This is a genomic window from Roseateles violae, from assembly GCF_030410485.1.
GTDB classification, from domain to species: Bacteria; Pseudomonadota; Gammaproteobacteria; order Burkholderiales; family Burkholderiaceae_C; genus Roseateles_D; species Roseateles_D violae.
The window spans coordinates 87,254-111,741 of record NZ_JAUHHC010000007.1 but is presented as its reverse complement, the minus strand read 5'-3'; the positions used below and the strand labels follow the sequence as shown (position 1 = coordinate 111,741).

Genomic DNA, 24,488 nt, shown 5'->3' with positions numbered 1-24,488 from the left:
TCGGGTCTCCTTCTTGTTTTCCGCTCAGCGCCTGTCGCTGAGCGCATGGGCGATCGTGCCCAGGTCCACGTATTCGAGCTCGCTGCCGACCGGCACGCCGCGCGCCAGCCGGGTCGCCTTGATGCCGCGCGCGCGCAGGGCATCGCCCAGCACATGAGCGGTTGCCTCGCCCTCGGCGGTGAAGCTGGTCGCCAGGATCACCTCCTCGACACCGCCGTCGGCGGCCCGCTGCAGCAGCTGCGCCGCGCCGATCTCGCGCGCGCCGACGCCGTCCAGCGGGCTGACGCGGCCCAGCAGCACGAAGTAGTAGCCGCGGTAGGAGCCGGTGCGCTCCAGCACTGCCTGGTCGGCCGGCGTCTCGACCACGCACAGCAGCCGCGCATCGCGCGCCGCATCGGCGCAGATCGCGCACAGCGCCGTCTCGCTGAAGGTGTGGCAGCGCTGGCAATGGCCGATCTGCTCGCCGGCCGCCGTCAGGGCCGCCGCCAGTTGGCCCATCGCCTGACGCTCATGCTGCAGCAGGTGATAAGCCATGCGCTGCGCCGATTTCTGGCCGACGCCGGGCAGGCGCTTCAGCGCCTCGATCAGCTGTTCGAGCGCCGTCACCGGCTCAGAAGGGGAACTTCATGCCGGGCGGCATGGGCATGCCGGCGGTCAGCTTGCTCATCTTCTCGGTGCTGACTGCTTCAGCGCGGCGCACCGCGTCGTTGAAGGCGGCGGCGACCAGGTCTTCCAGCATGTCCTTGTCGTCTGCCAGCAGGCTGGGGTCGATGCTGACGCGCTTGACGACGTTCTTGCAGGTCATCTGCACCTTCACCAGGCCGGCGCCCGACTGGCCCTCGACCTCGACGGTCGCCAGTTCGTCCTGCGCCTTCTTCAGGTTGTCCTGCATGGCCTGGGCCTGCTTCATCAGGCCGGCGAGTTGGTTCTTCATCATGATGGGGCTTCCTTCGCGGATTCGTGGATGTGTTCAGTGGTGCTTGATCGAGCCCGGCACGATGCGTGCCGTCTTGAACTGGGCGAGCAGCGCCTGGGCCAGCGGGTCGTCGACGACGATCTGCTCGATCGCGCGCTGGCGGGCCTGGGCCGCGGCCATCTCGCGCAGCGCCGGCGAGTCCTGCGCGACGCCGGCCTCCAGCTCGATCAAGACCTCGCCCTGCAGCGCGGCGCTCAGCGCGGCCTGCAGCTTGTCCTTCAGGGCCGGCTGGCGCAGCGATTCGCGCTCGACGCGCAGGCGCCAGAGCTGCCGACCCTCGCCTTCCTCGCAGCCCAGGCATTGCGCCTGCATCGCCAGCTCGCGCGTCAGCGCGGTCAGGCCCAGCGGCATGATCAGCGCATGCCAGCGCTCGCCCAGCGGCGTCGGCTCCAGCTGGACGTCGGCGCCGGCGGTCGAGGCATAGGCAATGCGCTCGGCCGCGCCGGACTCGATCTCGTCGGCCGCGCCGGCTTCGCCCGCCTCGTCCTCGGCCGGCGGCGCATCGAGCCAGGGCGGCGGCTCGTCGTCGGCCTCCTCCAGCTTGTGCACGACCGCGCGCGGACGCAGACGCGCGCTGTGGCTGCCGGCGTCGGCGGCCGGTGCGGCAGCCGGCGGCGGCGCTAGAACGAGCGGGGCAGGCGCAGGTGCAGGTGCCGGCTGCTCGACGGCGACCGGCATCGGCGCCGGAGCGGGCGCCGCTACAGGCACCGCGACCGGTGCCGGAACGGGCGCCGCAGCCACGGGCACCGAGCTCACGGCCGGCATGGGCCGCAGCAGCGGCGCGGCGGCCGGTGCCGGTGCCGGTGCCGGTGCCGGTGCCGGTGCCGGTGCCGGTGCCGGCGCGGGCGCGGGCCGCGCGGCCGGCTTGGCGGCCTGCTGGGCCGCACTGCCGGTCGGGCGGAAACTCAGCATGCGCAGCAGCACCATCAAGAGGCCCGCGTATTCATCGGGCGCCAGCGCCAGCTCCTGCCGGCCATGCAGGGCCATGCTGTACATCAGCTGGATCTCATCCGCCGGCAGGGCCGTGGCCAGGCGGCGCGCCTCGGCGGTGTCGGGATCCTGCTCGTCCAGCGCGTTCGGCGCCGCCTGGGCGACCGCCATCTGCTGCAAGAGGCCGGCCAGGTCTTCCAACGTGCCGGAGGCCGACAGGCCCTGGCTGCGCAGGCCGTCGGCCTGGGCGACCACCTCGGCGCCGCTGGCGGCGATCAGCGCGTCGACGATGGCGACCACATGGCCGCGGTCGACGCTGCCCAGCATCTGGCGCACGCCGGCCTCGCTCAGCTGACCGGCGCCGAAGGCGATCGCCTGGTCGGTCAGCGACAGCGCATCGCGCATCGAGCCGCGCGCCGCGCGCGCCAGCAGGCGCAGCGCGCCCGCTTCGGCCGGCACGTTCTCGATCTGCAGCACGCGCGTCAGGTGCGAGAGCACGTTCTGCGGCGCCATCGGCCGCAGATTGAACTGCAGGCAGCGCGACAGCACGGTGACCGGCACCTTCTGCGGATCGGTCGTCGCCAGCACGAACTTCAGGTATTCGGGCGGTTCCTCCAGCGTCTTCAGCATCGCGTTGAAGGCGGTGTTCGACAGCATGTGCACTTCGTCGATCATGTAGACCTTGAAGCGGCCCACGACCGGCTTGTAGACGGCCTGATCGAGCAGCTGCGAGATCTCCTCGACGCCGCGGTTAGAGGCGGCGTCCAACTCCACATAGTCGACGAAGCGGCCAGCATCGATGTCGCGGCAGGCCTCGCAGACGCCGCAGGGTTGGGCGGTGATCGTGCCCTTGCCGTCCGGGCCGGTGCAGTTCAGGCTCTTGGCCAGGATGCGCGAGACCGTCGTCTTGCCGACGCCGCGCGTGCCGGTGAACAGATAGGCGTGGTGCAGGCGCTGCTGGGTCAGCGCATTGGCCAAAGCCTGCACGACATGCTCTTGGCCCACCAGCTCTTCGAAACTGTGGGGGCGGTACTTGCGTGCGAGGACCTGGTAGCTCATGGGCCGGCATTCTACGAGCGCCTCCTCCCCGGGTTTGTCGGGACGGGGTGAACGATAATCCGCGGCCATGAGCACCCACGCCCCCTCCTCTTCCGACACCCTCAGCTACGAGCAAGCCGGGGTCAACTACGACCTGATCGATCCGCTCAAGATCTCGGCCCAGCGCGCCGCGGCCGCTACCGGCGCCCACCTGGGCGCCCATGGCTTCAGCGAGGTGCTGGCCTCGCGCGGCGAGTCGGCCTATGTGGTCGACGTGGGGCCGTTCTACATCGCTTCCATCGTCGAATGCCTGGGCACCAAGACCCTGGTCGCCGACGAGATGAGCAAGCTGACCGGCAGGAGCTTTTACGCCGGCATCGCGCAGGACACCATCGCGATGGCGATCAACGACCTGATCACCGTCGGCGCGACGCCGCTGGTCGTGCAGGCCTACTGGGCCGCCGGCGGCTCGGACTGGTTCGGCGACAAGCAGCGCGCGCAGGAGCTCGTCGCCGGCTGGAAGAAGGCCTGCGACACCTGCCAGGTCGCCTGGGGCGGCGGCGAAACGCCGGCGCTGGCCGGCATCGTCGAGGAGGGCCGCATCGATCTGGCCGCCTCCTGCACCGGTCTGATCAACCCGAAGGAGCGGCTCTCGGTCGGCGACAAGCTGGGTGCCGGCGATGCCATCGTGCTGCTGGCCTCCAGCGGCATCCACGCCAATGGCCTGAGCCTGGCGCGCAAGCTGGTCGAGCGTCTGCCCCAGGGCTATCTGACCGAGATAGCGCCGGGCCTCTCCTATGGCGAGGCGCTGTTGGCGCCCACCGTCCTGTATTCGCCGGTCACCGAGGCGCTCTACAAGGCCGGCATCCAGCCGCATTACTGCGCCAACATCACCGGCCATGGCTGGCGCAAGCTCTTGCGCCATCCGGGCCGCTTCACCTACCGCATCCACACGGTGCCGCCGGTGACGCCGGTGCTCAAGTTCATGCAGCAGCAGGCCAAGCAGGACGACCGCGAGGCCTACTCGACCCTGAACATGGGCGCCGGCTTCGCCATCTTCGTGCCGGCCGCCGACGCCGCCCGCACCGTCGAGGTCGCGAAGGCCTGCGGCATCGACGCCTGGGTCGCCGGCGCGCTCGAGGACGGCGAAAAGCAGCTGCTGATCGAACCGCTGGGCATCCGCTTCAACGACGACGACCTGCAGCTGCGCTGATGCACGTCCGCATTTGACCTGAGTCGCCTGCCGGGCCGCTCCCAAGGGCGACTCAAGCCGATGTCGATGCCGGGTAAGCCCGGCATCGATCGGCGCCCCTCGAGGGGCGGACCAGGCAATCCTGGGCCGGGGGCTATAATCCCGCCTGACGGGCCTCCTCGCATGGAAGCGCGGCCAACCGGGTCAGGTCGGGAACGAAGCAGCCCCAACCGTTGCAACCAGTGCCGGGGTCAGGCTCGTCAACCTCCCTCCCCCGCCTTTTCTCCCTTCTCCCCTTTCGCGTTCCGCTGCGCCTTCCGCGCCGCCTACATGCGCTCGTTCCAATTGCTCACGCCTTCCGGCGCACAAAAGGCGCAGGATGGAGGCAGTCCGACTGCTCGAGAGCATGTTGCCGATGGCCCAGCCCGCAGACCGCCCGGCGCCAAGGAAAAGGCCGGATTCCACGCGAAGCGCCACCGCCGCCCAGGGTGATGGTGGGCCCAAGCGCGCGCCGCCCGGCGATCAGGACTGGCTGAACGGCGTGCAGGCGGCGCTGGAGCGTGTTGCCGCCCAGGCGCGCGAGCCCGATGCGGCGGCGCAACCGGCTCCCGCGCCGCCACCATCCGCTCGCGCCGCGCAGGCCGCAAGGCCGGCCGTGGACCACGCGATGCCGGCGCCCGCCCCGGTCCGCGGCAGCGCGATCGGCCGCTATCTATGGCCGGCGCTGATCGGTGCACTGGGCGGCGCGGCGCTGGCCGCGGCCGGCTGGTGGTGGCTCAGCGACCGGCAGCAGCCGCAGCAAGCGGAGACCGGAGCCAGCGCGCCGCAGCTCGCCATGCCAACGCTGCCAGCGCCAGCACTGCCACCACCGCCACCACCGCCACCCGCCCCCAAGCCGGCCCGGGTGGAGCCCGGGCTGGCGCTGATCCAGGCCCTGGCTCCACTGCCGCTGCTCGACCTGCGCGAGGCGCAGCCGCGCGTCAATGCGCAACTGGCCGCCCCCGGTCCGGCCCGGCTGGCCCTGCTGCGGCAGGATGCGCTGCGGGCGCTGCCGCGCACGCGCGCGCTGGCCGGCACGCGCCTGGTCGCGCCGCTGTTTACCGAGCCGCTGCAGATCTGGGTGCGGGCCGACTCCTCGCTGCGCGGGCTGCGGGATCTGGACCAGGCCGTGATCGATACCGGCCCGGCCGCCGGGGATGCGCAGACCGCCGCTCATCTGATGCGCGCGCTGTCCGGCCGGCGGGCGGCGGCCCGGCCCATGCAGCGCCAGATGGCCGACGACGAGGCGTTGATCGCGCTGCTGGGCCGTGAGGTCGATGCGCTGTTTCGCGTGAGGGCTTCGGACCTGACGGTGGACGCCGCCGCCGCCGCAGGCAGCGGCACCTTGCGTGCGCTGTCGCTGCAGGGGCGCCCGCCTCCGCCCGGCTACAGCCGCTTGGCCGATGGCGGCCTGGGCCTGAGCAGTTTCCTGCTGGTGGCCGGCGGCACGGCGGCCGAGCGCGAGCGGCTGGCGGCGCAGGCAATGGGACGTCTGTGCGCCGCGCTGCCGGCGCTGCGCGATGTCGATGCCCTGAACTGGTCGGCCGTGCGGCCGGAGATCGCGCGGCCGGCCGGCCGCCCCTACGCCGATTCGCTGAAGCAGGCGCGCGCCGCTTGCCGCGCCGCTCGCGCCTGAGCGGCGGCGGGCGACACCCCTACAATTTGTCCACGCCGCCATGGCGTCGACGATGGAGGGAGCAGCGCATGTCCGGCCCGATCGATTTCTATTTCGACTTCGCCTCGCCCTATGGCTATTTCGCCGCCGGGGCCATCGACGCGCTGGGCGCGCGCTACCAGCGCACGGTCAACTGGCATGCGATCGTGCTTGACGCCAACTTCCAGTCGCTGGAGCGCATCCGCATCCCCAGCAGCGTGATGCGCAGCGACTACATCCGCCGCGACGTCGAGCGGGTGGCGAGCTTCATGAAGCTGCCGTACAAGGCGCCCTCTTCGCTGGGCCTGCACACAGAGCTGGCGGCCCGGCTGTTCTACTGGTTCAACGACCGCGATCCGCAACAGAGCCGGGCCTTTGCGCAGGCGGTGTTCAAGGCCTATTTCGTCGAGGACCGCAATATCGCTCAGCTCGAGGTGCTGCAGCAGCTGTGCTGCCCGCTGCAGATGACGCCCGACGACGTGGCCAGCGTCGCCGGCGACAGCGCGACGCGCGCGCGGCTGAAGGCCGAGATCGACATGGCCGAGGCGCGCGGCGTGTTCGGCTCGCCCTTCTTCATCGTCGAAGGCGAGCGTTTCTGGGGCAATGACCGCCTGCCGCTGCTGGAGCGCTGGCTGGACGCCGGCACCTATTGATTGATTGATCGATTGAGGCGGCAGGCTCAGCTGGCCTGCTTGAAGGCCATCACCGCTTGGTTGCGCAGCGTGCGCAGCAGCGACAGTTCCTTCTCGCCCAGATCGATCGCACCGGCCTCGGTCTTGTCGGCATAGATCATTGCGAAGGAGGCGCCGCGCAACTGCATCGGCAGCAGCAGGAAGGTGACGGCCTTCGGCGGGCCCAGGAACCAGGCCGGCAGGCGCTCGGCAATCTTGGCGATCGAGGCATCGGCGATCAGGGTGTCCACGCCCTTCTGGCAGACCGCGGTGAACAGATCGGCCTGGCCGCCCGGCGAGCTCTTCAGCGGCACCTTGAACAGCGGCACGACCGCCTCGACGTCCTGGCCCAGGCCGAAGCGGCCGGTCAGCGTGTCGGTCTTGGGGTCGCGCAGGCAGAAGACCACGCGGCGGAAGCCCAGGCCGCGGTAGATCGTCTCCAGGATCATGCGCAGCACTTCATTGAGCTTGAAGTTCTCGACCATCGCGTCGGTGATGTCCTGGATGCCGGCGGCCAGGGTCTCGGCCGCCTGCTCGCGGCTGATCTGCTGCTCGCTGAGGACCTGCGTCGGCTCGAACACCTGGGTGGCCTGCAGCTGGTGCGGCGACAGCGAATCGCTGGCCGAGGGCTCCAGCGGCGCCAGCAGGCGCTGCGCCGGCGAATCCTTGGGCAGGGTGATGTCCATCGCCTGCGCCATCTGCGCCAGGCGCTGGCGCGCCTGGTCGGCCGCGGCATCGAAGGCCTCGCCGCTGACGCCCAGGGTGCGCGCATAGCGCTGGCCCATCGCGCGCATGCGCGCATGCGCCTCGACCGGCGTGGCCTGCAGGATCACATCGGCCACGTCGTTGGCCGCGCGGGCCAGCCAGCGCATGCGCTCGGCCGGCGTATCCGGCGGGCGGCTCGGCGGCTCGCCCTCGGGGCGGCACATGCTGCGCTGCAGGCTCTGCGGCAGCCCCCATTGCTTGGCCACGCCCAGGCCCAGCTGCTCATAGCTCATGCCCAGCACCTGGGCCGAGGCGGCCGCCTCGCTCAGCGGCGGCGCCGGCTTGTCGCCGCTGGCGGCACGCTCGGGCCGCGTGATGCGGCGGATCTGTTGCGCTTCCTCGGGGAAGTAGAACTCGGTCAGCGCGCGGCCCAGGTTGTGGAACATCGCGCACAGGAAGGCTTCCTCGTTCTCGCGCGGATTCGTGCACAGCTCGCGCGCCAGCGAGGCCGCCATCAGCGAGCGCAGGAATTCCTCGCGCAGCTGCTGCGCATGGGCCTTGTTCTCCATGCGCTCGAGCAGGATCAGCGAGAGCGCCAGATTGCGGATGCCGGCAAAGCCGACCAGGGCCACCGCACGCGAGACGGTGCTGATGCTGCCGCCGCCGGCATGGCTGAACTGCACCGTGTTCACCAGGCGCAAGAGCTTGTGCGTCAGCGCCACGTCCTTGAGGATCTCGTTGGACAGGCCGCTGATGCTCTCGCTCTCCGAGTGCGTCAGCCGCTGGATGCGGCCGACCGCCTCGGACATGGCCGGGAAATCGCTCTTGTGGCGCATCCGCCGCAGCAGGAATTCCAGGGTCGCGCCGTCGGCCACCTCGGGCGTGGGCTCGTGGGCGGGATGCAGCCAGGCGGCCAGCGCGTCGTGGAAGGCCTTGGCGCTCGCCCAGCGCTGCGCGAGATCGCGCGCCAGCCCGCGCTGGATCAGGCCGCGCAGCGCATCGTCCACATCGGCGGCCAGGCCCGAGGGCAGGATCAGATCCTGCTCGAGCACGCGGCGCACCGCGCGCCAGGGATCCGGATCCTGGTTCATCCGTTTGCCGCTGAGCATCTCGGCCAGCATGATCGCGCAGGCGACCACATCCATCGCCGCGCTGGGCGCCTCGCCGCGCGCCGCCTCGGGTGAGATATAGCCGGGCGTGCCGACGATGCGCTGCGGCCGCGCCGCATCGCCGCCCTGCGCCATGCGCGCGGCAATGCCGAAGTCCATCACGCGGGGGCGGCCCTTGGCGTCGAGCAGGATGTTGCTGGGCTTCAGGTCGCGGTGGACGACGCCGGCCTGCTGGGCCGCCTGCAGGCCGTCCAGCACGCCCAGCATCAGCTCCACCGCCTCGCGCGCCGGCAGCTGGCGGCGTTCGCGCAGGCGCTCGGCCAGGGTGCCGCCGGGCACGTACTCGAAGACCAGATAGGACTGGCCGTTGTGCGTATCGGCCTCGAAGACCGGCACGATGTTCGGATGCGTCAGCCGGCTGACCAGGCGCGCCTCGTGCAGCCATTCGTCGACCGCCTGGCGGTCGGTGCCGGGTTTCAGCAGCTTGACGGCGACCTCGCGATCGAGCCGCGGGTCATGCGCCAGCCAGACGGTCGCCTGCGCGCCCTCGCCCAGGCTCTTCAACAGCCGGAAGCGGCCGACATCGGGCGGCGGCAGCGGCATGCGGCCCGCTGCCGCGTCGCCGCCCTGCGTCTTGCCGCGCAAGCTCATCGGCCACCCGCCTCGTCGGCCGCGTCGGGCTTGGCGGCCATCGCCTTGCCGCGCAGCGCCGAGGGCTGGGCCGAGGAGGTCGGCTGGCCCGGCTCGGCGGACGCGCCGGCCTCGCCGGCCGGCGCCTGCAGCGCTTGGTAGACCTCGCGCAGGCCCAGGCCCAGATTGCGCGCATAGCGGCGCGTCGCCAGCTCGATACCGGCCTGGCGCTTGTTTTCGGGCAGGCCCAGCGCGTCGACCAGTTCATTGGCCAGGCTGCAAGTCAGGCGCAACAGATCGGCATCGTTGTCGGCGCCGCGCACCGCCGCATCGGGCGGCTGGCGGCGGATCATGTGCAGCAGTTCGTCGCCCAGGCTCCAGTAGCGCGCCACCGCCACGCCCAGCGCATCCAGATCGCAGCCCAGCACCGCATAGGCGGCCGCCTGCTCGGACAGGCCGCGCGGGTTCGGCTGCTCGGCCGTCGGCTCGGGCGCTTGCATCAGCTGGCGGATCTGCTGCGCATCGTCGGGGAAGTGGTACTGCACCAGCAGCCGGCCCAGGTTCTGCATCAGCGCAATGAGGTAGACAACCTCGGCGTCGTAGCCGGCCGGGCGCAGCGCCTGCGCGATCTGGCCGGCGCGCTGCACCCGCTTCATCAGACTGCCCAGCAGCGCCGCGGCGATCTCGTTCAGCGGGCCGGGCCAGGGCTTCAGCGCGCGCGCCGCCGCCTCGACCCCGTTCAGGCCCAGCATCGCGATCGCCCGCTGCATGTTCAGCACGGTGCCGTCGACCGGCGCGCCCTGCTGCTTGAGCGAATTGTTGACGCGGCGCAGCAGCTCCAGGCTGAGCGCCATGTCCTTCAGCACCAGCTCCGACAGCAGGCTGCCATGCTGGGTCTCCAGGCCCGAGGACTGCAGCAGCCGCGCCAGGCCGGTGCCGGCCATCGGCAGATGGCCGATGCGCTGCAGCTTGTCCATCAGGATCGGGATCGGGCCGCCGTCATCCTGCGCGGCCGACAGGCGCCAGCCCTCCAGCGCGCGTAGGAAGCTGCGGGCGATGTGATAGCGCTGGCGCGGCTGTGAGGCGGTCGCGCGGTTGCCGATCGCGCGCAGCGGATCGGGGATCGGATGCGGCGTCTCCCAGCCCAGGCGCACCAGTTCGCGGCCCAGCGGCTGCATCTGCTGCATGGCCAGCTGCAGATCCGGCTGATCCAGCACCGGCCGGCCGCCCAGGATGCGGTGCAGGACCAGGCCGACGCCCAGCAGGTCTTCCTCGGCCGCCTCGCGCAGCGCGCGGCGCGTCACCGTGCTGAAGTCGCTGCTGCTCGGGACGATCTCCTGCGCCACCTCCAGGCCCAGCACGCGGACCTGGTTGGCGGCATTGATGATCAGGCTCGCGCATTGCACATCGCGATGCGCATGGCCGGCCTCATGAGCGAAGGCCAGGCCTTCCAGATATTGGGCGATCCAGTCGGCCGCCTCCAGCGGCAGCGGCGCGGCCTGGCGCGCCAGGCGCTCGTCCAGGGTCTCGCCGAGCGAACGCTCGTAGGCGACGAAGGGCCATTGCTCGACCTGGCCGATCTCCACAACCGGCGCGATGTTCGGATGCTGGATGCGGGCCACGGCCTGCGCCGTGCGCTGCCAATGCTCCATCGCCTGCGCGCTGTTCGGCGCCTGCCGCGGCAGGCAGAGCATCAGCTCCTGGCCCAGGCGCGGATCGCGCACCAGCCACAGCATGCCGCGCGTGCTCTTGTTCAGCAAGGCACGCAACTCGAAGCGGCCGAACATGCGCAACGGCACCCCGGCGGCGCTGCCGGCATGCGGGGTTTGATCGGCGGACAGATGAGCGTCAGGCACGGAGAAGGCTGGCGAACGGGGCCGGGAAATGGGGGAATTCAGTTTGTACCTATTTGACACAATTTGGCGCCGCCGCATTGCCGGGAACTGTGCGGTATTCACCCGGGATTTCCGATTGCGGCGGGCCCGCCGACAGCCGGCAGCAAGCTTTGGCGCCGTTCAGTTCATCAGCCGAGCAGCTGAGCCCATACCTTGTCTAAGCGCTTCACGCTGACCGGCTGCGGCGTGCGCAGTTCCTGGGCAAACAGGCTGACGCGCAACTCCTCCAGCTGCCAGCGGAAGTCGGCCAGGCGCGCGTCCTGCGCGCCCTTCAGTTCGACCAGGCGGCGCTGGAAGCGCTGCTCCAGCGGCCTGAGCTCGCTCATCAGCTTGGCATCGCGCGCCGGATCGGCGCGCAGCTTGTCCAAGCGCGCGGTGATGGCCTTCAGATAGCGCGGCAGATGCTGCAGCTGCGACCAGGGCGTCGCGCTGACGAAGTGCTTGGTCATCAGCCGGGCCAGCTGGGCCGCGATGTCCTCGGCGACTTCCTTGGGCGCCCGCGCATCCTTCAGCTTGCGCGCCGCCGCCGCATACTCGGCCAGCACGATGCCGGTCTGCCGCGCGACCTCCTGGGCGATCAGATTGAGCCGACTGCGGCCCTCCTCGATGCGCGCCTTGAAGGCGAACTCGTCCTGCGGCAGCGGATCGGCCAGGAAGGCGCGGTCCAGCGCGACGCCGATGATCTGCTCGCGCAGCTCCTCGGCCGTGCCCAGGCCCATGAACAGCACGGACATCTTCTGCAGATCGGGGATGTTCTTCTCCAGGTACTTGAGCGGCTCCTTCAGCTGCAGCGCGAGCAGCCGGCGCAGGCCCAGCCGGTGCCTGGCGGCGGCCAGTTCGGGCTCGTCGAACACCTCGATCTCCACATGCGTGCCGCGGTCGATCAGCGCCGGGAAGCCGATCAGGGTCTGGCCGCCCTTCCTGACCTCCATCAGCTCGGGCAGCTCGCCGAAGCTCCAGGCCGTATAGCGCGCGGCGGCGTCGGCCGCCGGCTTAGGCGGCTTCTGGACGATCTCGGCGCGGATGCCACCTGGCGCGACCGGCGCGGGCGCGGGTGCTGGCGCAGATGCAGCCGCCGTCGGCAGCTTCAGCGCGGCCAGCGCCTGGAAGGCCGAGCGGGCCTGGCCGCCCAGTTCGGCCTTCAGTGCCGCCAGATTGCGCGACAGGCCCAGCTGACGGCCATGCTCGTCGACGACCCGGACGTTCATGAACAGATGCGCCGGCAGCTGTTCGAGCTTGAAGTCGTTCTTCTGGATCGCAAGCTGGGTGCGCTCGCGCACCGCCTTCAGCAGCACCTCGATGAGGCTGCCCTGGGCAAAGGGATTGAGTTCGACGAACTCGGCGACGAAATCCGGCAGCGGCACCAGGCGCGCGCGCGGCTTCTGGTGCAGGCTCTTCAAGAGCGCCGTCACCTTGGCCTCCAGCATGCCCGGCACCAGCCATTCGCAGCGCTCCTCGCTGACCTGGTTCAAGGCATAGATCGGCACGGTGACGCTCAGGCCGTCGCGCACATCACCGGGCTCGTGCAGATAGGAGGCCGAGCAGTCGACGCCGCCCAGACGTATCGTCTTCGGGAAGGCATTGCTGGTGATCCCTGCCGCCTCGTGGCGCATCAGCTCGTCGCGCGTCAGGAATAAGAGCTTGGGCTCGGCCTTGCTGGCCTGGCGGTACCACTTCTCGAACGTGGCGCCGGAGACGATGTCGGCCGGCAGCTGGCTCTCGTAGAAGGCATGGATCAGCTCGTCGTCGACCAGCACGTCCTGGCGGCGCGATTTGTGCTCCAGCTCCTCGACCTTGGCGATCTGCTTCTGGTTGTGGGCCAGGAAGGGCAGCTTGGTCTCCCACTCGCCATTGACCAGGGCCTCGCGGATGAAGATCTCGCGCGCGGCGCGCGGCTCGATCTTGCCGAAGTTCACCCGCCGATTGCTGTAGACGACGATGCCGTACAAGGTCGCGCGTTCCAGCGCGATCACCTCGGCCGCCTTCTTCTCCCAATGCGGCTCGGCCAGCTGGGTCTTCAGCAGATGGCCGGCGATCGTCGGCAGCCACTGCGGCTCGATGTTGGCGATGCCGCGGCCGAACAGGCGGGTGGTGTCGACCAGCTCGGCAGCGACGATCCAGCGGCCCGGCTTCTTGCTCAGATGCGCGCCCGGATGGCGCCAGAACTTGATGCCGCGCGCGCCCAGGTACCAGTCGTCCTCGTCGCTCTTCAGACCGATATTGCCCAGCAGGCCGGCCAGCATCGACAGGTGGATCTGCTCGTAGGTCGCGGGGCTGCCGTTCAGGCGCCAGCCATGCTCGGCGACGACGGTGTGCAGCTGCGAGTAGATGTCGCGCCATTCGCGCACCCGGCGCGGGCTGACGAAGTTCTCGCGCAGAAGCTGTTCATGGCGGCGATTGCTGAGCTTGTGCTCACCGTCACCGCCACGGCTCTCGCCCAGCCATTTCCACAGCTTCAGATAGCCGATGAACTCCGACTTCTCGTCGTCGAACTTCTTGTGCTTCTCGTCGGCCGCCTGCTGCTGCTCCAGCGGCCGGTCGCGCACGTCCTGACCGGACAGCGCGCTGGCGATGATCAGCACCTCGGCCAGCGCCTCGCGCGACTTGGCCTCCAGGATCATCCGGCCGACTCTGGGGTCCAGCGGCAGCTTCGACAGCTCCTTGCCCATGGCCGTCAGCTCGTTCAGCTCGTCGACCGCGCCGAGCTCGGCCAGCAGCTGGTAGCCGTCGGCGATCGCCTTCCTTGGCGGCGCCTCGATGAAGGGGAACTCGTCGACCTGGCCCAGGTGCAGCGCCTTCATGCGCAGGATCACGCCGGCCAGCGAGCTGCGCAGGATCTCGGGATCGGTGAACTTCGGCCGCTCGTTGAAATCCTTTTCGTCGTAGAGGCGGATGCAGATGCCGTTGCTGACCCGGCCGCAGCGGCCGGCGCGCTGGTTGGCGGCCGATTGCGCGATCGGCTCGATCTGCAGCTGCTCGACCTTGTTGCGGTAGCTGTAGCGCTTGACCCGCGCCAGGCCCGGGTCGATCACATAGCGGATGCCCGGCACCGTCAGCGAGGTCTCGGCGACGTTCGTCGCCAGCACGATGCGGCGCGCGCCGTGCGGCTCGAAGACGCGATCCTGCTCCTGCTGCGACAGGCGCGCGAACAGCGGCAGCACCTCGACGCCGGGCGGATGGTGCTTGCGCAGATGCTCGGCCGCCTCGCGGATCTCGCGCTCGCCGGGCAGGAAGACCAGCACGTCGCCGGGGCCCTCGCGCCAGAGCTCGTCGACCGCGTCGCCGATCGCGTCGTTGAGGTCGTACTCGCGCGATTCCTCGAAGGGTCGGTAACGCTGCTCGACCGGGAAGAGCCGCCCGCTGACCATCAGCACCGGCGCCGGGCCCTTGGCCGACTCGAAGTGCTTGGCGAAGCGATCGGCATCGATGGTTGCCGAGGTGACGATCACCTTCAGGTCCGGCCGGCGCGGCAAGACCTCGCGCAGATAGCCGAGCAGGAAGTCGATGTTCAGCGAGCGCTCGTGCGCCTCGTCGATGATCAAGGTGTCGTAGGCCTTGAGCAGCGGATCGGTCTGCGTCTCGGCCAAGAGAATGCCGTCTGTCATCAGCTTGACCGAGGCGCCCGGCTGCAGGCGGTCCTGGAAGCGCACCTTGTAGCCGACCACCTCGCCCAGCGGCGTCTTCAGCTCCTCGGCGATGCGCTTGGCCACACTCGAGGCGGCGATGCGCCGCGGCTGCGTGTGGCCGATCAGCTTGCCGGTATTGGCGCGGCCGCGGCCCAGCGCCAGCGCGATCTTGGGCAGCTGGGTGGTCTTGCCGGAGCCGGTCTCGCCGCAGACGATGATGACCTGGTGCTCGGCCAGCGCGCGCGCGATGTCCTCGCGCCGGCTGGAGACCGGCAGCGATTCGGGGAAGTCGATCGGCGGCAGCGGGTTGGCCGGAGTGGCGGCGGTGGCGCGGGGGCCGCGCGGCGGCCGCTCGGGCACCGGCGAGGACGGAGAGGAGGACGGCTTTGAATTCACGAGGCGCGGATTATCCGCGCCCGGCGAGGCCGCCGGAGCCTGCGGCACAATTCCGGCCATGAGTCTCGTCTTTCCCCACACCTTCGTGCCCTGGTTCCGCGCGGTCGCGCCGTACATCCATGCCTACCGCGGCGAGACCTTCGTCGTCGGCATGCCGGGCGAGTTGGTGGCGGCGGGCAAGCTGAATGCCTTCGTGCAGGACCTGGCCATCGTCCACGCGATGGGCATCAAGATCGTGCTGGTCCATGGCTTCAGGCCGCAGGTCAACGAGCAGCTGGCCGCCAAGGGCCAGAAGCCGCAGTACAGCCATGGCATCCGCGTCACCGACGCGGTGGCGCTGGACTGCGCGCAGGAGGCCGCCGGCCAGCTGCGCTTCGAGATCGAGGCGGCCTTCTCGCAGGGCCTGCCGAACACGCCGATGGCCAATGCCACCGTGCGCGTGGTCTCCGGCAATTTCCTGACCGCGCGCCCGGTCGGCATCGTCGACGGCGTCGATTTCCAGCACAGCGGCCTGGTGCGCAAGGTCGATGGCGCGGCGATCCAGCGCGCGATCGACACCGGCGCCATCGTGCTGCTGTCGCCGTTCGGCTTCTCGCCCACCGGCGAGGCCTTCAATCTGCAGATGGAGGACGTGGCCACCAGCACCGCGATCGCGCTGCAGGCCGACAAGCTGCTGTTCGTCTGCGAGGCCGCCGGCGTGCCGGAGAACCCGCAGGACCCGGACGGCGGCATCGATACCGAGCTGACCCTGGCCGACGCACGCCGCCTGCTGGCCGGCCGCAGCGGCCCCGTCGAGCCGACCGACGCGGCCTTCTATCTGCGCCATTGCGTGCGCGCCTGCGAGGCCGGCGTCGAGCGCTCGCACATCCTGCCCTTCGCCGTCGACGGCGCGCTGCTGCAGGAGGTCTACACCCACGACGGCATCGGCACCATGGTCGTCGACGAGAAGCTGGAGAGCCTGCGCGAGGCCACGCCGGACGATGTCGGCGGCATCGTCGCGCTGATCGAGCCCTTCGAGCGCGACGGCACCCTGGTCAAGCGCGACCGCAATGAAATCGAGCGCGATGTCGAGGCCTATACGGTGATCGAGCACGACGGCGTGATATTCGGCTGCGCCGCGCTTTACCCTTATGTGGAGGCCCGCACCGCCGAAATGGCCGCGCTGACCGTATCGGCCGAGGTGCAGGGCCAGGGCGACGGCGACCGTATATTGAAGCGCGTCGAGCAGCGCGCCAAGGCGATGGGCCTGTCCAGCATATTCGTGCTGACCACGCGCACGATGCACTGGTTCATCAAGCGCGGTTTCCAGCCGGTCGATCCCGAATGGCTGCCCGAGGAACGCAAACGCAAATACAACTGGGACCGACGCTCGCAGGTCCTTGTTAAAAAACTCGCCTGAAAAGGCTTTCGCCGGCGTGCCGTCGCACGTCCCCTGAATTCATTACCCATATCCGAGGTTTGTCATGGCCCGCAGCGTCCAATGTGTTTATCTGAAGAAAGAAGGCGAAGGCCTGGACTTCGCTCCCTACCCCGGCGAACTGGGCAAGCGCATTTACCAGAACGTCAGCAAGGAAGCCTGGGCGGCCTGGATGAAGCACCAGACCATGCTGGTCAATGAAAACCGGCTGAACCTGGCCGACCAGCGCGCCCGCCAGTATCTGGCCCGGCAGATGGAGCAGTTTTTCTTCGGCGCCGGCGCCGAGCAACCGGCGGGCTATGTCCCGCCGGCCGAATGAGCGCAGCGAATGAGGGAATTGCGGGGTCTGCTCATTTGCGCGCAGCGCAAGTGAGAAGACACCAGCAACCGGCGGCTATGTCCCGCCGGCGGAGTGAGCGAAGCTGGAAGACACCAAGGGCCAACGGGCCACGTCCCGCCGAGCGCCTGACAGAATATCCCCGTCTAATATTCCCGGGCGGATTTCACATACTGTTGCGCCAAATCCGCAGCCATTCCCCGTGCTGGATGGTTTTCGAATGACATGCCTATAATTGGCTCGTCATAAGTTGGTCGAAACCAAACATCGCGAGGATTTGCAAAGATGGCATCGCTGAAGGATCTTCTGGCCCAAAGGGCCGCGCTCGACGAACAGATTTCCCAAACCAAGGAGCGTGAGCGCGCCGACGCCGTCGCCAAGGTCAAATCGCTGATGGCCGAATATGGCCTGACCATCGCCGATCTGAGCGCGCGTGTGCCGAAGGCAGCAAAAACCTCCAAGGTCGCCGTCAAGTACCGCAACCAGGCCACCGGTGAAACCTGGAGCGGCCGCGGCCTGCAGCCGAAATGGCTGAAGGCCGCCATTAGCGGCGGCGCCAAGCTGGAAGATTTCCACGTTTGATGCGCCGCTGCCCCGCGGGTTTCCCGGGGCGATGAATTGCAGCACAAGGCCGCCGTCGGGCGGCCTTTTCCATTTTCGGCCGCATTTCTCGAAGCGGTCGAATCGAAAAACCGGCGCACGGCGCGCCCAGGAATCTGCCAGTCCCACCCGGGTTTTCGTCCACCCCAGATGAAGGGGCCGCCCGAGGGTTGGGCAGCCGGCGCGCTGCTAGCATCGCTGCGCCTTGGACCCGTCCGCCACGCCCTTCCCCGCCCCAGCCTCTCCTGCCGCTCTGGCTTTGCGTCGGCTGGGCGGGCTGCGCCTGCCGCTGCTCGCCGGCGCCGGGCTCGCCACCGGGCTGGCGATGCTGCCGGCCACCCCGCCCTGGGCGGCACTGGCCGGCATCGCCCTGCTTCCGATACTGCTGCAGCAAGGGCTTGCGGGCATTCAAGGCCGCCGGCGCCGGCATCTGCATGACACCCTGGACGCCTGCGGCATCGCGGCGGCCGAATGGCGGCCCGAGCGCGGCGACGGCGAGGGCTCGCCGCTGTGGCAGGCGCTGGCGGGACCGATCGCGGCGCGCCGCGCGCGGCCGACGCAATGGCTGGAACTGGCGCATCCGCTGGACCAGGAGCGCCTGCTCGCCGATTTCGAGGGCCTGCTGGCCCCGGACGGCGGCGACCGCCTGCGCGCCAGCCTGCGCCTGCCACAGGCCGATGGGCAATGGCGCTGGTATGAGCTGCAGGCCCGGGTCCAGCAGCGCCGCGGCGGTCGGGTGCGGCGCCTGCTGACCACGCTGGCCGATGTCGAGCGCCAGCATGGCGCCGAGGAGCGCCAGCGCATCAGCGTCGCGCTGTTCGCCCATCTGCATGAGGGCGTGCTGGTGACCGATCTGCAGCTGCGCGTGCTCGATGCCAATCCGGCCTATTGCCGGATCATGGGTCTGAGCCGCGAGGCCCTGCTCGGCCAGCCGGCCGCGCCGCTGCTGACGACGGTGCTGCACCGCTCGGGCCTGCGGCCGGAGCAATTGCAGCAGGCGCTGCAGGAACAGGGCGTCTGGCAGGGCCGGGTCAGCGGCGAGCGGGCCGACCGCTCGCCCTGCGTGCTGCAGCTGACGGTGGCGACGATTCCGGAACCGGACGGGCCGCTGCGCTACCGTGTCGTCACCGTGTCCGACCTGACCGAGGACACGCGCCGGCAGCAGCAGCTGCGGCAGCAGCAGCGCTTCGATGCCCTGACCGGCCTGGCCAACCAGCAGGAGCTGATGCGGCTGCTGACCCAGGCGCTGGCGGCCAGCGAGCGCGAGGGCTTCCGGATCGCGATCTGCCGGCTCGACCTGGACCAGTTCAAGCAGATCAACAGCCGCCATGGCAGCGAGATCGGCGACGAGCTGCTGCACCAGGTCGCCCAGCGGCTCGGCGCGGCGCTGCGCAGCGCGCCGCAATGGTCGGATGTGGCGGCGCGGCTGGGCGGCGACGAGTTCGCGCTGCTGCTGCGCGTCGCCGATGCCGAGGAGGCGCAGCGGGCGCTGGAGCGGCTGCTGAACGTGCTGCGCGCCAGCTACCACCTCGGCCCGGCCGGCGAGCCGCTGAGCCTGGAACTGACGGCCAGCATCGGCGCGACGCTGTTCCCGCTCGACAACTCCGATGCGGAAACCCTGCTGCGCCATGCCGGCCATGCGCTGTACCGGGCCAAGCACAGCGGCCGCAACGGCCTGCGCTTCTTCGACAGCGCCAAGCGCCTGCGCGACGAGGCCAGCCTGCTGGCGCTGGCGCGCATGCAGCAGGCGCTGGACGCCGGCGAGCTGCGCCTGTTCTACCAGCCCAAGCTGGATATGCAGGCCGGCCGCGTGCTGGGCATGGAGGCGCTGCTGCGCTGGCAGCATCCGGAGCGCGGCCTGCTGCCGCCCTCGCAATTCCTGCCGCTGATCGAGCAGACCGGCCTCGCCGTGCAGGTCGGCGACTGGGTGATCGATCAGGCGCTGAAGCAGAGCGCACAATGGCTGGCCCAGGGGCTCGACCTCACCGTCAGCGTCAACGTGACCGCGCGGCAGCTGCAGATGCCCGACTTCGCGCAGCGCCTGCAGGAGCTGATCAACCGCCACCAGGAGCCGGTGGCCCGCCACCTGAGCCTGGAGGTGCTGGAATCGGCCGCGCTGGCCGATGTGGCGGCCAGCAATCAGCTGATCCAGCGCTGCCGCGCCTTCGGCGTGCGCTTCGCGCTGGACGATTTCGGCACCGGCTACTCGACCCTGACCTATCTGAAGAAGCTGCCGGTCGACATGCTGAAGATCGACCGTTCCTTCGTGCAGAACATGCTGATCGATGCCCAGGACATGGCCCTGGTGGAGGGTGTGATCGGTCTGGCCCGCCACTTCGGCTGCAGCGTGATCGCCGAAGGCGTCGAGTCGGCCGCCCATGCCCGGGCGCTCTTGCGCCTGGGCTGCCAGCTGGGCCAGGGCAATGGCATCGCGGCGGCCATGCCGTCGGCCGAGGTGCCGGGCTGGATCGAGGCTTTTTCCCGCTCCCCCTGGCTGCTGCAACTGGGTGGCCGTGAGCAAGCCTGACTTAGACTGACGGGGTGATTCCACCCGGCTTTATCCAGGACCTGCTGTCCCGCGTCGACATCGTCGAGGTGGTGGGTCGCCATGTCGAGCTGAAGAAGGCCGGCATCAACCACAAGGGCCTGTGCCCCTTCCATGGCGAGAAGTCGCCCAGTTTCATCGTCAGCCCGACGCGCCAGACCTACCACTGCTTCGGCTGCGGCGTGCATGGCAATGCGATTGGCTTCCTGATGGAGCACACCGGCGCCGGCTTCGTCGAGGCGGTCGAGGACCTGGCCCAGCAGGTCGGCATGCAGGTGCCCGAGGACGAGCGCTCGCCGGCCGAGCGCGAGCGCGCCAAGGAGCAGAAGGCGCGCCAGGCGACCTTGACCGAGCTGCTGGAACGCGCCGCCAGCCATTACCGCACGCAGCTGAAGAAGAGCCCGCGGGCGATCGACTATCTGAAGGGCCGCGGCCTGACCGGCCAGATCGCCGCCCAGTTCGCGCTGGGCTATTCGCCCGAGGGCTGGCGCACCCTGGCCAGCGCCTTCCCCTCCTACGACGACCCGCTGCTGGAGGAATCCGGCATGGTCATCAAGGGCGAAGAGGACAAGCGCTACGACCGCTTCCGCGACCGCATCATGTTCCCGATCCGCAATGTGCAGGGCGAGACCATCGGCTTCGGCGGCCGGGTGCTGGACAAGGGCGAGCCGAAGTACCTGAACTCGCCGGAGACGCCGGTGTTCAGCAAGGGCCGCGAACTCTACGGCTTGTTCGAGGCGCGCGCCGGCCTGCGCCAACGCGGCTATGCGCTGGTGGTCGAGGGCTATATGGACGTGGTCGCGCTGGCGCAGAGCGGCTTCGGCAACGCGGTCGCGACCCTGGGCACCGCCTGCACGGCCGAGCATGTGCAGAAGCTGTTCCGCTTCACCGAGTCGGTGGTGTTCAGCTTCGACGGCGACGCCGCCGGGCGCCGCGCCGCCGGCCGCGCGCTGGAGGCCGCCCTGCCCCATGCGACCGATGTGCGCACGGTCAAGTTCCTGTTCCTGCCGCCCGAGCATGATCCGGATTCCTATGTGCGCGAGTTCGGTGCCGAGGCCTTCGAGCGCTATGTCGCCGAGGCGGTGCCGCTGTCGCGCCAGCTGGTCGAGACGGCAGCCGAGGGCTGCGATCTGGGCAGCGCCGAGGGCCGCGCGCGCCTGCTCGCCAATGCCCGGCCGCTGTGGAGCGCGCTGCCGGCCGGCCTGCTCAAGCGCCAGGTGCTGGGCGATCTGGCGCGCCGCGCGCAGCTGCCCGAGCAGGAGCTGATGGGCCTGTGGCAGCTGGGCAGCAAGCCCTCGGCGGCGGCCACCTCGGCCGCTGCACCTGAGGGCTTCTACCCCGACGATGGTCCCGAGCCGCCACCGCCCGACGAGGCCGGCGGCGCGCGGCCACTCAGGGCCAAGAAGGAATGGAAGAAGGACTGGAAGCCCAGCGGCGACTGGAAGCAGCGCCGCCGCGAGCCGGTCGATGAAACCTATGGCACGCCGCGGCGCCAGCCGGCCGGCCCGGCCGACCATGCGCTGCGCATGCTGCTGCTGCACAGCGCATGGTGGGAACGGCTCGGTGCCGAGGACCATCAGCTGCTGCACGAGCTACCGGCGCCGCATGGCGAGCTGATTGCCTGGCTGGAGCGCCATCTGGTCAACCATGGCGCGGGTGCCTGGGTCGTCATCGAGGCGGCGTTGATCGAGGACGGTCTGCTGGAACAGGCGCAGCGCGTCAGCGGCGGCCTGCGGCCCGAGGACGAGCCGGCCTTCGAGGATCTGCAGGAGGTGCTGCGCAAGCTCTGGCTGGCCGAGCTGAAGGCGCAGAGCGAGCGCCTGGCGGCCCGCAATCCGCAGGGCGAGGAGCTCGAGCAGTTCAAGCGTCTGCTGGAGCAGATCCGCCAGCTGAACACGGCCGGCAGCCCGGCACTTTGACCTTCTAAAGAATTTGGACGATAATTAAGGGTTTTCGCGCGCGTCAAGAGTGACGGCAAGCACTTCCGGACCCGGCCACCCAGCAGACACTGGGCACCCACAGCGGTATCAAGGCCACCTCTATCCGCCAAGGCTTGCAATTGCAAACGTTCACGCCAGCTTGCACGCGCCACGCCCCGAAGACCGCCGACCCGCTCGGCGGCGGCGGGACGTTTTGAACGCCACCTGGGCCGAGCTCCGCTTGAAAAGCGTCGTAAACGGCCCCAGGTGGCTGCTGCATTGCCGATCAAAAACCGCTCTCTCCGCGTCGTCGCCCCGATAAAACCTCCGAGGATCTACATGCCCGCCAAGAAGCCCACTGCCGCCGAAGCCGAAGACATCAAGAAGCCCGCCGCCAAGGCGGCCAAGACGGTCAAGGCCGCCGCCAAGACGGCCAAGGCGCCGAAGGCGGCTGCCACGGCAGCCACCGGCGAGGACAAGCCCAAGCGCGGCCGCAAGCCCAAGGCGGCCACCGAGACGGCTTCGAAGAAGGCGGCCAAGCCGGAAGCGGAAGACGTCGACCTGTCCGATCTGGAAGAGGATCTGGAAGGCGAGCCGGAGGTCGAGGCGGAGAGCGAGGAGGTCGAGGTCGACAAGCCCAAGGCCAAGCCGCTGCGCATGAAGGTCAGCCGCGCCAAGGAGCGCGCGCTGATGCGCGAGTTCGGCCTGGAAGAGACCGCACTGACCGAAGAGGAAGCCGCCAAGCGCCGCCATGAGCTGAAGACGCTCATCAAGATGGGCAAGACGCGCGGCTTCCTGACGCACCAGGAAATCAACGACCACCTGCCCGAGAAGCTGGTCAACGAGGAAATCCTTGAGGCGATCATCTCCATGTTGAACGACATGGGCATCGCCGTGTACGAGCAGGCGCCCGACGCGGCGACCTTGCTGATCCAGGGCAACTCCTCGCCGACCGCGACCGAGGAAGAGGCCGAGGAAGCGGCCGAGGCGGCGCTGTCCACGGTGGACTCCGAATTCGGCCGCACGACGGACCCGGTGCGCATGTATATGCGCGAGATGGGCACGGTCGAGCTGCTGACCCGCGAAGGCGAGATCGAGATCGCCAAGCGCATCGAAGGCGGCCTGCAGGCGATGATGCTGGCCATCTCGGCCTCGCCGACGACGATCGCCCACATCCTCGAATTCGCGACCAAGATCCGCGCCGGCGAGATGCAGATCTCCGAGGTCGTCGACGGCTTCGTCGCCGCCGACGAGGCCGACGACTACGTGGCCGAGGAAGACTTCGACGAGTTCGACGAGGAAGACGACGACGACGGCAATGGCGGCTCCAAGGCGCTGACCAAGAAGCTCGAGGAGCTGAAGACGGCGGCCCTGGTCAAGCTCGATTCGCTGTCGAGCAACTTCGACAAGATGCGCAAGGCCTTCGAGAAGGACGGTTACAAGTCGGGCTCCTACAACAAGGCCCAGAGCGCCATCAGCCAGGAGCTGATGACGATCCGCTTCACCGTCAAGACGATCGAGAAGCTGTGCGACATCCTGCGCTCGCAGGTCGATGACGTGCGCCGCTACGAGCGCGAACTGCGCAAGATCGTGGTCGACAAGTGCGGCATGCCGCAGGACCATTTCATCAAGACCTTCCCGCCCAATGCGTTGAACCGCCAGTGGGCCGAGAAGGAAGCGGCGGCCGGCAAGCCCTACTCGGCCGTGCTGTCGCGCAATCTGCCGCCCATCCAGGAACTGCAGCAGAAGCTGATCGACATCCAGGCCAAGGCCGTCGTGCCGATCGAGGACCTGAAGGACATCAACAAGAAGATGAACGAGGGCGAGAAGGCCTCGCGCGACGCGAAGAAGGAGATGATCGAGGCCAATCTGCGCCTGGTGATCTCGATCGCGAAGAAGTACACCAACCGCGGCCTGCAGTTCCTCGACCTGATCCAGGAAGGCAATATCGGCCTGATGAAGGCGGTGGACAAGTTCGAATACCGCCGCGGCTACAAGTTCTCGACCTACGCGACCTGGTGGATCCGCCAGGCGATCACGCGCTCGATCGCCGACCAGGCACGCACGATCCGCATCCCGGTCCACATGATCGAGACGATCAACAAGATGAACCGCATCTCGCGCCAGCATCTGCAGGAGTTCGGCTTCGAGCCCGATGCGCCGACCCTGGCCGAGAAGATGGAGATCCCCGAGGACAAGATCCGCAAGATCATGAAGATCGCCAAGGAGCCGATCTCCATGGAAACGCCGATCGGCGACGACGACGACTCGCATCTGGGCGACTTCATCGAGGACACCAACAACACCGCGCCGATCGAGGCCGCGATGCAGGCCGGTCTGCGCGATGTGGTGAAGGACATCCTCGACAGCCTCACCCCGCGGGAGGCCAAGGTGCTGCGCATGCGCTTCGGTATCGAGATGTCGACCGACCACACGCTGGAGGAAGTCGGCAAGCAGTTCGACGTGACGCGCGAGCGCATCCGCCAGATCGAGGCCAAGGCCATCCGCAAGCTCAAGCACCCGAGCCGCTCGGACAAGCTGCGCACCTATCTGGACAATCTGTAAGCTGGGTCGGACCGGGGCTCGCGTGAGCGAGCTGCCGCGTAGCGGCAACGCGGCTTGCGGCAAAGCCACAAGCTGCGCACCTATCTGGACAATCTGTAAACAGCTCGTCGACACGCGCACGAAGGCCGGGATCATCCCGGCCTTTTTCATGGCGTCGTCCGCCACCCGCCCAATCTGTATCGCGATGTGAACAGCGACGTCATTTGTTGGCGTTATTGCGGCCATCGGAGGCCGCGGCACCGGG

General features: G+C 69.1%; 15 protein-coding genes and 1 other RNA gene. 10 read left to right on the top strand and 6 right to left on the bottom strand.

Annotated features, from left to right (window positions below; all coding sequences use genetic code 11):
• Positions 1-24 precede the first annotated feature (24 nt).
• From recR to dnaX, 3 genes are read right to left on the bottom strand one after another with little or no spacing between them, the layout of a single operon-like run.
• Complete coding sequence (gene recR, locus QWJ38_RS22620) at positions 25-606, bottom strand: recombination mediator RecR (protein WP_290361402.1); 582 nt, start codon at positions 604-606, stop codon at positions 25-27.
• Between the two features lie 4 nt (positions 607-610).
• The gene (locus tag QWJ38_RS22615; protein WP_290361401.1) at positions 611-937 is read right to left on the bottom strand and encodes a YbaB/EbfC family nucleoid-associated protein; all 327 of its coding nucleotides are present in this window, start codon (positions 935-937) and stop codon (positions 611-613) included.
• 33 nt (positions 938-970) lie between these two features.
• The gene (gene dnaX, locus QWJ38_RS22610) at positions 971-2,965 is read right to left on the bottom strand and encodes a DNA polymerase III subunit gamma/tau (RefSeq protein ID WP_290361400.1); all 1,995 of its coding nucleotides are present in this window, start codon (positions 2,963-2,965) and stop codon (positions 971-973) included.
• A 67-nt stretch (positions 2,966-3,032) separates the two neighbouring features.
• Between dnaX and QWJ38_RS22605 the strand changes: the two genes are divergently transcribed.
• The 4 genes from QWJ38_RS22605 (at position 3,033) to QWJ38_RS22590 (ending at position 6,482) form a co-directional block, all read left to right on the top strand.
• On the top strand, positions 3,033-4,157 hold the full coding sequence (locus QWJ38_RS22605) for an AIR synthase related protein (protein WP_290361399.1): 1,125 nt from the start codon (positions 3,033-3,035) through the stop codon (positions 4,155-4,157).
• 147 nt (positions 4,158-4,304) lie between these two features.
• Positions 4,305-4,401, top strand: an RNA gene (gene ffs, locus QWJ38_RS22600) — signal recognition particle sRNA small type.
• Between the two features lie 150 nt (positions 4,402-4,551).
• Positions 4,552-5,811 carry a TAXI family TRAP transporter solute-binding subunit gene (locus QWJ38_RS22595; RefSeq protein ID WP_290361398.1) on the top strand — a complete coding sequence of 420 codons (1,260 nt, stop codon included), beginning with the start codon at positions 4,552-4,554 and terminating at the stop codon, positions 5,809-5,811.
• A gap of 68 nt (positions 5,812-5,879) precedes the next feature.
• Positions 5,880-6,482 (top strand): 2-hydroxychromene-2-carboxylate isomerase, encoded by a 603-nt coding sequence (locus QWJ38_RS22590; protein ID WP_290361397.1) that lies wholly within the window; start codon positions 5,880-5,882, stop codon positions 6,480-6,482.
• Between the two features lie 26 nt (positions 6,483-6,508).
• On the opposite strand, the gene QWJ38_RS22585 is transcribed toward QWJ38_RS22590, so the two are convergent.
• The 3 genes from QWJ38_RS22585 to hrpA form a co-directional block, all read right to left on the bottom strand.
• Positions 6,509-8,965 (bottom strand): serine/threonine protein kinase, encoded by a 2,457-nt coding sequence (locus QWJ38_RS22585; protein WP_290361396.1) that lies wholly within the window; start codon positions 8,963-8,965, stop codon positions 6,509-6,511.
• Positions 8,962-10,800, bottom strand: coding sequence for a serine/threonine protein kinase (locus QWJ38_RS22580; protein WP_290361395.1), 1,839 nt, complete (start codon positions 10,798-10,800; stop codon positions 8,962-8,964). Before QWJ38_RS22580 ends, QWJ38_RS22585 begins: the two co-directional genes overlap by 4 nt.
• Before the next feature lie 167 nt (positions 10,801-10,967).
• On the bottom strand, positions 10,968-14,921 hold the full coding sequence (hrpA, locus tag QWJ38_RS22575; RefSeq protein WP_434064022.1) for an ATP-dependent RNA helicase HrpA: 3,954 nt from the start codon (positions 14,919-14,921) through the stop codon (positions 10,968-10,970).
• Between hrpA and argA the strand changes: the two genes are divergently transcribed.
• From argA to rpoD, 6 genes are all read left to right on the top strand, one after another.
• On the top strand, positions 14,920-16,260 hold the full coding sequence (gene argA / locus QWJ38_RS22570) for an amino-acid N-acetyltransferase (RefSeq protein ID WP_290361394.1): 1,341 nt from the start codon (positions 14,920-14,922) through the stop codon (positions 16,258-16,260). The genes hrpA and argA overlap by 2 nt on opposite strands.
• A gap of 64 nt (positions 16,261-16,324) precedes the next feature.
• On the top strand, positions 16,325-16,597 hold the full coding sequence (locus tag QWJ38_RS22565) for an oxidative damage protection protein (protein ID WP_290361393.1): 273 nt from the start codon (positions 16,325-16,327) through the stop codon (positions 16,595-16,597).
• A gap of 303 nt (positions 16,598-16,900) precedes the next feature.
• Positions 16,901-17,197, top strand: coding sequence for an H-NS histone family protein (locus QWJ38_RS22560; protein ID WP_290361392.1), 297 nt, complete (start codon positions 16,901-16,903; stop codon positions 17,195-17,197).
• Between the two features lie 277 nt (positions 17,198-17,474).
• Positions 17,475-19,742: a putative bifunctional diguanylate cyclase/phosphodiesterase gene (locus QWJ38_RS22555; RefSeq protein WP_290361391.1), complete on the top strand. Its 2,268-nt coding sequence runs from the start codon at positions 17,475-17,477 to the stop codon at positions 19,740-19,742.
• Positions 19,743-19,756: 14 nt separating this feature from the next.
• A complete protein-coding gene (gene dnaG, locus QWJ38_RS22550; RefSeq protein ID WP_290361390.1) occupies positions 19,757-21,679 on the top strand; it encodes a DNA primase in 1,923 nt (640 codons plus the stop codon).
• A 339-nt stretch (positions 21,680-22,018) separates the two neighbouring features.
• Positions 22,019-24,244, top strand: coding sequence for an RNA polymerase sigma factor RpoD (gene rpoD / locus QWJ38_RS22545; RefSeq protein ID WP_290361389.1), 2,226 nt, complete (start codon positions 22,019-22,021; stop codon positions 24,242-24,244).
• Positions 24,245-24,488: the final 244 nt, after the last annotated feature.

Excerpts from the sequence above, each read along its gene's own strand:
- rpoD (WP_290361389.1), top strand. The coding sequence starts at position 22,019 with ATGCCCGCCAAGAAGCCCACTGCCGCCGAAGCCGAAGACATCAAGAAG.
- QWJ38_RS22560 (WP_290361392.1), top strand. The coding sequence starts at position 16,901 with ATGGCATCGCTGAAGGATCTTCTGGCCCAAAGGGCCGCGCTCGACGAA.
- QWJ38_RS22585 (WP_290361396.1), bottom strand. The coding sequence starts at position 8,965 with ATGAGCTTGCGCGGCAAGACGCAGGGCGGCGACGCGGCAGCGGGCCGC.
- QWJ38_RS22615 (WP_290361401.1), bottom strand. The coding sequence starts at position 937 with ATGATGAAGAACCAACTCGCCGGCCTGATGAAGCAGGCCCAGGCCATG.
- QWJ38_RS22590 (WP_290361397.1), top strand. The coding sequence starts at position 5,880 with ATGTCCGGCCCGATCGATTTCTATTTCGACTTCGCCTCGCCCTATGGC.
- argA (WP_290361394.1), top strand. The coding sequence starts at position 14,920 with ATGAGTCTCGTCTTTCCCCACACCTTCGTGCCCTGGTTCCGCGCGGTC.
- dnaX (WP_290361400.1), bottom strand. The coding sequence starts at position 2,965 with ATGAGCTACCAGGTCCTCGCACGCAAGTACCGCCCCCACAGTTTCGAA.
- QWJ38_RS22605 (WP_290361399.1), top strand. The coding sequence starts at position 3,033 with ATGAGCACCCACGCCCCCTCCTCTTCCGACACCCTCAGCTACGAGCAA.
- QWJ38_RS22595 (WP_290361398.1), top strand. The coding sequence starts at position 4,552 with ATGGCCCAGCCCGCAGACCGCCCGGCGCCAAGGAAAAGGCCGGATTCC.
- hrpA (WP_434064022.1), bottom strand. The coding sequence starts at position 14,921 with ATGGCCGGAATTGTGCCGCAGGCTCCGGCGGCCTCGCCGGGCGCGGAT.
- QWJ38_RS22565 (WP_290361393.1), top strand. The coding sequence starts at position 16,325 with ATGGCCCGCAGCGTCCAATGTGTTTATCTGAAGAAAGAAGGCGAAGGC.